The organism is Pseudomonas sp. PNPG3, assembly GCF_023093815.1.
Lineage (GTDB): Bacteria > Pseudomonadota > Gammaproteobacteria > Pseudomonadales > Pseudomonadaceae > Aquipseudomonas > Aquipseudomonas asiatica.
This window is the reverse complement of the sequence record NZ_JALLKV010000045.1, coordinates 43545-50849: the sequence shown is the minus strand read 5'-3', so window position 1 is coordinate 50849 and position 7305 is coordinate 43545. Positions and strand designations below refer to the sequence as shown.

5 protein-coding genes are annotated in these 7305 nt (G+C 63.4%); all 5 read left to right on the top strand.

The features are described from left to right. The first annotated feature begins 249 nt into the window (after positions 1–249). The gene (gene pip / locus MJ643_RS23240) at positions 250–1221 is read left to right on the top strand and encodes a prolyl aminopeptidase (protein WP_013974556.1); all 972 of its coding nucleotides are present in this window, start codon (positions 250–252) and stop codon (positions 1219–1221) included. After that, on the top strand, positions 1218–1655 hold the full coding sequence (dtd, locus tag MJ643_RS23235; RefSeq protein ID WP_013974555.1) for a D-aminoacyl-tRNA deacylase: 438 nt from the start codon (positions 1218–1220) through the stop codon (positions 1653–1655). Before pip ends, dtd begins: the two co-directional genes overlap by 4 nt. Before the next feature lie 263 nt (positions 1656–1918). Next, entirely contained in the window at positions 1919–3640 is a 1722-nt protein-coding gene (locus MJ643_RS23230) for a glucan biosynthesis protein G (RefSeq protein WP_015272100.1), read from the top strand. Beyond that, positions 3633–6206, top strand: coding sequence for a glucans biosynthesis glucosyltransferase MdoH (gene mdoH, locus MJ643_RS23225; RefSeq protein ID WP_013974553.1), 2574 nt, complete (start codon positions 3633–3635; stop codon positions 6204–6206). Before MJ643_RS23230 ends, mdoH begins: the two co-directional genes overlap by 8 nt. A gap of 253 nt (positions 6207–6459) precedes the next feature. After that, positions 6460–7257, top strand: a complete 798-nt coding sequence (locus MJ643_RS23220) for a transporter substrate-binding domain-containing protein (protein ID WP_024087841.1) — start codon at positions 6460–6462, stop codon at positions 7255–7257. Positions 7258–7305: the final 48 nt, after the last annotated feature.

The window sequence follows — 7305 nt, the reverse complement described above, 5'->3', positions numbered from 1 at the left end:
AAGTGTCGATGGCGAAGTAGCCGGAAAACAGGGGCTACTTCAGACCATCCCTAGGTACGGCAGTGACTGCAGTTGGCATGGCGAAGCCCTTGCTTGATTTGGGGCGAGGGACTATCGCGGGCCTGTCTGAGCTGCTGGAGGTAGATATATGTGCCCTCGAGGTGCGGCGGCATCAGCGCGGGCAGTGCTCAAAGCGCAATTCAGGTTTATGATGGCCCACGGCCGAATAATCCTCACACGGAGTGCGCAATGCAGACCCTGTACCCGCAGATCAAACCCTACGCCCGGCACGATCTGGCCGTGGAAGCGCCGCATGTGCTGTATGTCGACGAAAGCGGCTCGCCAGAAGGTCTGCCGGTGGTATTCATCCACGGCGGCCCGGGAGCCGGTTGCGACGCCCAGAGCCGCTGCTACTTCGACCCGACCCTGTACCGCATCATCACCTTCGACCAGCGCGGCTGTGGCCGTTCCACGCCGCACGCGAGCCTGGAGAACAACACCACCTGGCACCTGGTCGAGGACCTCGAGCGCATCCGCGAGCACCTTGGCATCGACAAGTGGGTGCTGTTCGGCGGCTCGTGGGGCTCCACCCTGGCGCTGGCCTACGCCCAGACCCACCCCGAGCGGGTGCATGGCCTGATCCTGCGCGGCATCTTCCTGTGCAGGCCCCAGGAAATCCAATGGTTCTACCAGGAAGGCGCCAGCCGCCTGTTCCCCGATTACTGGCAGGACTACATCGCGCCGATCCCGCCGGAGGAGCGCGGTGACCTGGTCACGGCCTTCCACAAGCGCCTGACCGGCAACGACCAGATTGCCCAGATGCACGCGGCCAAGGCCTGGTCCACCTGGGAAGGCCGTACCGCCACCCTGCGCCCCAATCCGCTGGTGGTCGACCGCTTCTCCGAGCCGCAGCGTGCACTGTCGATCGCCCGTATCGAATGCCACTACTTCATGAACAACGCCTTCCTCGAGCCGGACCAGCTGATCCGCGACCTGCCGAAGATCGCCCACCTGCCGGCCGTGATCGTGCATGGCCGCTATGATGTGATCTGCCCGCTGGACAACGCCTGGGCGCTGCACCAGGCCTGGCCGAACAGCGAACTGAAGGTGATCCGTGACGCTGGCCACGCGGCTTCCGAGCCGGGCATCACCGATGCCCTGGTGCGTGCCGCCGACCAGATGGCCCGGCGCCTGCTCGACCTGCCCCTGGAAGAAGCATGAGGGGCCTGCTGCAGCGCGTGCGTGGTGCGCGGGTGGAAGTAGCGGGGGAGGTAGTGGGTGCCATCGACCAGGGTTTGCTGGTGCTGGTGGCCGTCGAGCCTGAAGATTCCCGTGAGCAGGCCGACAAGCTGTTGCACAAGTTGTTGAACTACCGGGTGTTCAGCGACGAGCAGGGCAAGATGAACCTGTCGCTCAAGGATGTCGGGGGAGGTTTGTTGCTGGTGTCGCAATTCACCCTGGCGGCAGACACCCGCAACGGCATGCGCCCGAGCTTCTCGACGGCAGCGCCACCGGCCCTCGGCGCCGAGTTGTTCGACTATCTTTTGCAGCAGGCGAAGGCCCGGCACGCTGATGTGGCAAGCGGGCAATTCGGCGCAGACATGCAGGTGCACCTGGTCAATGATGGCCCCGTAACATTTATGTTACAAATATGAGGTTAAAAAACCCCTTGTTCACAGGAAAACAAGGGGTTTTGTACGATAAATAGTTGTTCCAGCCTGATGCGTTGTCACGCGACCTGCTGGATAATCGCGCGCTGCATGGACCTGCGTTCGCAGGTTCGTTTCACTCTGACTCGAGTATTGTCTGGATCCGTTTGGGGAATCATTACGCCCTCACGGGGTCCGAACAGTGCTCGCCAACCCGGCATTTGTCGCTGGCCGTTGGTTTCATGATCTGTTTTCGGCGAGGGTTGCTCGTGATTGTTAGTCCCCAAAAAGCATCAAGAATCCCCGGTACCGGGCTGCGCAAGGCCCTGATGGCCAGTGTTGCACTGGTCGGCCTGATGAGCGCGGGCCAGCTGTGGGCATTCAATCTTGACGATGTTGCAGCCAAGGCAAAGGATCTGGCCGGCCAGAAGTACGAAGCACCGAAAAGCAACCTGCCGGCCGTATTCCGCGACATGAAGTTCGCGGACTACCAGAAGATTCATTTCCTGCAGGAAAAGGCCGAGTGGGCCAAGGACAAGACCCCGTTCAAGCTGTCGTTCTATCACCAGGGCATGCACTTCGATACCCCGGTGAAGATCAACGAGGTCACCGCCACCAAGGTCGAGGAAATCAAGTACGACCCGAGCCGTTTCGAGTTCGGTGACGTGCCACACGACCCGGAAACCACCAAGAACCTGGGTTACGCCGGTTTCCGCGTGCTGTACCCGATCAACAAGGCCGACAAGCAGGACGAGATCATGACCCTGCTTGGCGCCAGCTACTTCCGCGTGGTCGGCAAGGGCCATGTGTATGGCCTGTCGGCCCGTGGCCTGGCCATCGACACCGCACTGCCGTCGGGCGAGGAGTTCCCGCGCTTTACCGAGTTCTGGGTCGAGAAGCCCAAGCCGGCCGACAAGCACCTGGTCATCTACGCCCTGCTGGACTCGCCGCGTTCCACCGGCGCCTACAAGCTGACCCTGCGCCCAGGCAACGATACCGTGGTCGACGTGCAGTCCCGCGTGTTCCTGCGTGACCATGTCAGCCGCCTGGGCATTGCCCCGCTGACCAGCATGTACCTGTTCGGCCCCAACCAGCCGTCCAAGGTCCTCAACTACCGTCCGGCCCTGCACGACTCCGAAGGCCTGTCGATCCATGCCGGCAACGGCGAATGGCTGTGGCGCCCGCTGAACAACCCGAAACACCTGGCCGTGAGCAACTTCAGCGTCGAGAACCCGCGTGGTTTCGGCCTGATGCAGCGCCAGCGCGCCTTCAGCGACTACGAAGACCTCGACGACAACTACCAGAAGCGCCCGAGCGCCTGGATCGAGCCGAAGGGGGACTGGGGCAAGGGCACCGTCGACCTGGTCGAAATCCCGACTGCCGACGAGACCAATGACAACATCGTGGCCTTCTGGAGCCCGGAAAAGCTGCCTGAGCCAGGCAAGCCATTCGAGTACGCGTACCGCCTGCACTGGACCATCGACGAGCCGAAGTTCCAGGCTCCCGAGCTGGGCTGGGTCAAGCAGACCCTGCGTTCCACCGGCGACGTCAAGCAATCCAACCTGATCCGCCAGCCAGACGGCAGCGTGGCCTTCCTGGTCGACTTCGCCGGCCCGGCGCTGGCCGCCCTGCCGGAAGACACCGCCGTGCGCAGCCAGATCAGCGTGGGCGACAATGCCGAGGTGGTCGAGAACAACCTGCGCTATAACCCTGAGACCAAGGGCTGGCGCCTGACCCTGCGTTTGAAGGTCAAGGAAGCCAACAAATCGACCGAAATGCGTGCCGCGCTTGTGCGTGACGTGCCGGTCGAAGCCGCCAAGCCTGCCAAGGACGCCAAGCAGGACAAGGCTGCAGCCAAGCAAGCCAAGGCCGAGAAAGCCGCCAAGGCCGAACAACCTGCCGCCGATGCGGCGCCCACCAACGGGACCCCGGCCACCACCGAGAAGGTGCTGACCGAGACCTGGAGCTATCAGTTGCCTGCCGATGAGTAACTCAAGCGCAAGGCCGGAATCGCTTCGCGAGTACCTGGCCCACCTACCACTGAGCGACGAGCAACGGGCGGAACTCGCCAGCTGCACGTCATTCAGTGAGCTGCACCAACGCCTGGCGGCCAACCCGGCCGCCAGCTCTGCCGAGGCCGTGCAGGCCTCGGTGGGCCCGCGCCTGACCGTAGGCAGCGCCGCCGAGCTGGAAGACGCCGAAATGCTTGGTGTCGACGGCAGCGGCCGCCTGTGCCTGAAGATCGCCCCGCCGATCAAGCGCACCAAGGTCGTGCCCGAGCCATGGCGTACCAACGTGCTGATCCGCATGTGGCGGCGCATGACTGGCCGCACCAACGCCCCGCAGCCGCCCAAGCGCGAGCTGCCGCCAGCCCGCTGGCGTACGGTCGGTTCGATCCGCCGTTACATCCTGCTGGCGCTGATGATCGGCCAGACCATCGTTGCCGGCTGGTACATGAAGGGCATCCTGCCGTACCAGGGCTGGTCGTTCGTGGACTTTGACGAAGTCGTCAACCAGCCGCTGTGGGACACCGTGGTGCAGGTTTGGCCGTATGCCTTGCAGACGTCCATCCTGGTTCTCTTCGGCATCCTGTTCTGCTGGGTATCGGCGGGCTTCTGGACTGCGCTGATGGGCTTCCTCGAGCTGCTCACCGGGCGCGACAAGTACAAGATTTCGGGTAGCAGTGCAGGCAACGAGCCGATCGCGCCCGAGGCGCGTACCGCGCTGGTGATGCCGATCTGCAACGAAGACGTGCCGCGCGTGTTCGCCGGCCTGCGCGCAACGTTCGAGTCGGTGGCCGCCAGCGGCAACCTCGATCGCTTCGACTTCTTTGTGCTCAGCGACACCAACGACACCGACATCGCCGTTGCCGAGCAACAGGCCTGGCTGGACGTGTGCCGCGAAACCAAAGGCTTCGGCCGCATCTTCTACCGTCGTCGTCGGCGCCGGGTGAAGCGCAAGAGTGGCAACCTCGACGACTTCTGCCGTCGTTGGGGCGGCGAATACAAGTACATGGTCGTACTCGACGCCGACAGCGTCATGAGCGGCGAGTGCCTGAGCAGCCTGGTGCGCCTGATGGAGGCCAACCCGGACGCCGGCATCATCCAGACCGGGCCGAAGGCCTCGGGCATGGACACCCTGTATGCGCGCCTGCAGCAGTTCGCCACCCGCGTGTACGGCCCGCTGTTCACCGCCGGCCTGCACTTCTGGCAGCTAGGCGAGTCGCACTACTGGGGCCACAACGCGATCATCCGCATGAAGCCGTTCATCGAGCACTGCGCCCTGGCGCCATTGCCGGGCAAGGGTGCGTTCGCCGGTGCAATCCTCTCCCACGACTTCGTCGAAGCCGCGCTGATGCGCCGTGCCGGCTGGGGCGTGTGGATTGCCTACGACCTGCCGGGCAGCTACGAAGAACTGCCGCCGAACCTGCTCGATGAGCTCAAGCGCGACCGCCGCTGGTGCCACGGCAACCTGATGAACTTCCGCCTGTTCCTGGTCAAGGGCATGCACCCGGTGCACCGTGCGGTGTTCCTCACCGGTGTGATGTCGTACCTGTCGGCACCGCTGTGGTTCCTGTTCCTGGTGCTGTCGACCGCGCTGCTGGCCACCAACACGCTGATGGAGCCGCAGTACTTCATCGAACCGTACCAGCTCTACCCGCTGTGGCCGCAGTGGCACCCGGAGAAGGCCGTGGCGCTGTTCTCCACCACCATCGTGCTGCTGTTCCTGCCCAAGCTGCTCAGCGTCATCCTGATCTGGGCCAAGGGCGCGACAGAGTTTGGCGGGCGCATCAAGGTCACCCTGTCGATGCTGATGGAGATGCTGTTCTCCATGCTGCTGGCACCGGTGCGCATGATCTTCCACACCCGCTTCGTGCTGGCCGCGTTCCTGGGCTGGGCCGCGACCTGGAACTCGCCGCAGCGTGACGACGACTCCACGCCTTGGAGCGAAGCAGTGCGCCGCCACGGCCCGCAGACCCTGCTGGGTATTGCCTGGGCGGCGCTGGTGGCCTGGCTGAACCCGAGCTTCCTGTGGTGGCTGGCGCCAATCGTTGGTTCGCTGGTGCTGTCGATCCCGGTTTCGGTGATCTCCAGCCGTACCCGCCTGGGCCTGGCGGCCAAGGACGAGAAGCTGTTCCTCATCCCCGAGGAATACGCCACTCCGCAGGAGCTGCTGGCCACCGACCAGTACACCCACGAAAACCGCTGGCATGCCCTGCATGACGGCTTCGTACGGGCTGTGGTCGACCCGCGGCAGAACGCCTTGGCCTGCGCCATGGCCACTGCCCGTCATGGTCAGGCAGCGCCGATCGAGGCACTGCGCGCCGAGCGCGTGGCCAAGGCGATGGAGGTAGGGCCGAAAGGGCTGGACCTCAATACCCGCCTGGCCCTGCTCAGCGACCCGGTGGCGCTGACCCGCCTGCACGAGCAGGTCTGGGCCGAGCACAATGCGGCGTGGATCGACGTGTGGCGTGCGTCGATCAAGAACGACCCGCATTCGCCGCTGTTGCCGTTGCATCCGGAGAATGAAGGCCAACCGGCACTCGTCGGCGCCTGACAGGGCCTATTCGCGGGCACGCCCGCTCCCACAGGGTACTTCACAGCCTTTGAGGCATGCGCTGTACCTGTGGGAGCGGGCGTGCCCGCGAAGCTTTTCAGGGCTCCCACCGATTTTGGCCAACAAAGTCCCCCCCGGCTCTAGGTCCCCGAGCCGCCATGCGTTAGCATCCCTCTCCGATATGACGCATTGGCCACGACGGCCATGCCAACAATAAGATTCGCTACTTTTCTTGCTAGGGGACTTGGTGATGATCAAGAAATACCTTTCGCGACTGCTGGTCGGTGTCACCGCCCTGGTCGCCGTAACGGCCGCCCAGGCGGGCGCGATCGATGACGCGGTCAAGCGCGGCACCTTGCGCGTGGGCATGGACCCGACCTACATGCCGTTCCAGATGACCAACAAGCGTGGCGAGATCATCGGCTTTGAAGTCGATATCCTCAAAGCCATGGCCAAGTCCATGGGCGTCAAGTTCGAGCCGGTATCCACGGCCTATGACGGCATCATCCCGGCCCTGCTGACCGACAAGTTCGACATGATCGGTAGCGGCATGACCCTGACCCAGGAACGCAACCTGCGCCTGAACTTCAGCGAACCCTTCATCGTGGTCGGCCAGACCCTGCTGATCCGCAAGGAACTGGCGGGCGAGATCAAGTCGTACAAGGACCTGAACAACGAGAAGTACCGCATCACCTCCAAGCTCGGCACCACCGGCGAAATGGTTTCCAAGAAGCTGATCGCCAAGGCCAAGTACCACGGCTACGACAACGAGCAGGAAGCGGTGATGGACGTGGTCAACGGCAAGGCTGACGCCTTCGTCTACGACGCGCCGTACAACGTGGTGGCAGTGGACAAGGCCGGTGCCGGCAAGCTGCTGTTCCTCGAAGAACCCTTCACCTACGAGCCGCTGGCCTTCGGCCTGAAGAAAGGCGACTACGACAGCATCAACTTCATCAACAACTTCCTGCACCAGATCAAGCATGACGGGACCTACGATCGTATTCACGACAAGTGGTTCAAGAACAAGGACTGGCTGAAGGAAATGGAATAAGGCCCAGGCCACAAGCCGGCTTTATGACCCCGACGCGCAGGCAAACCC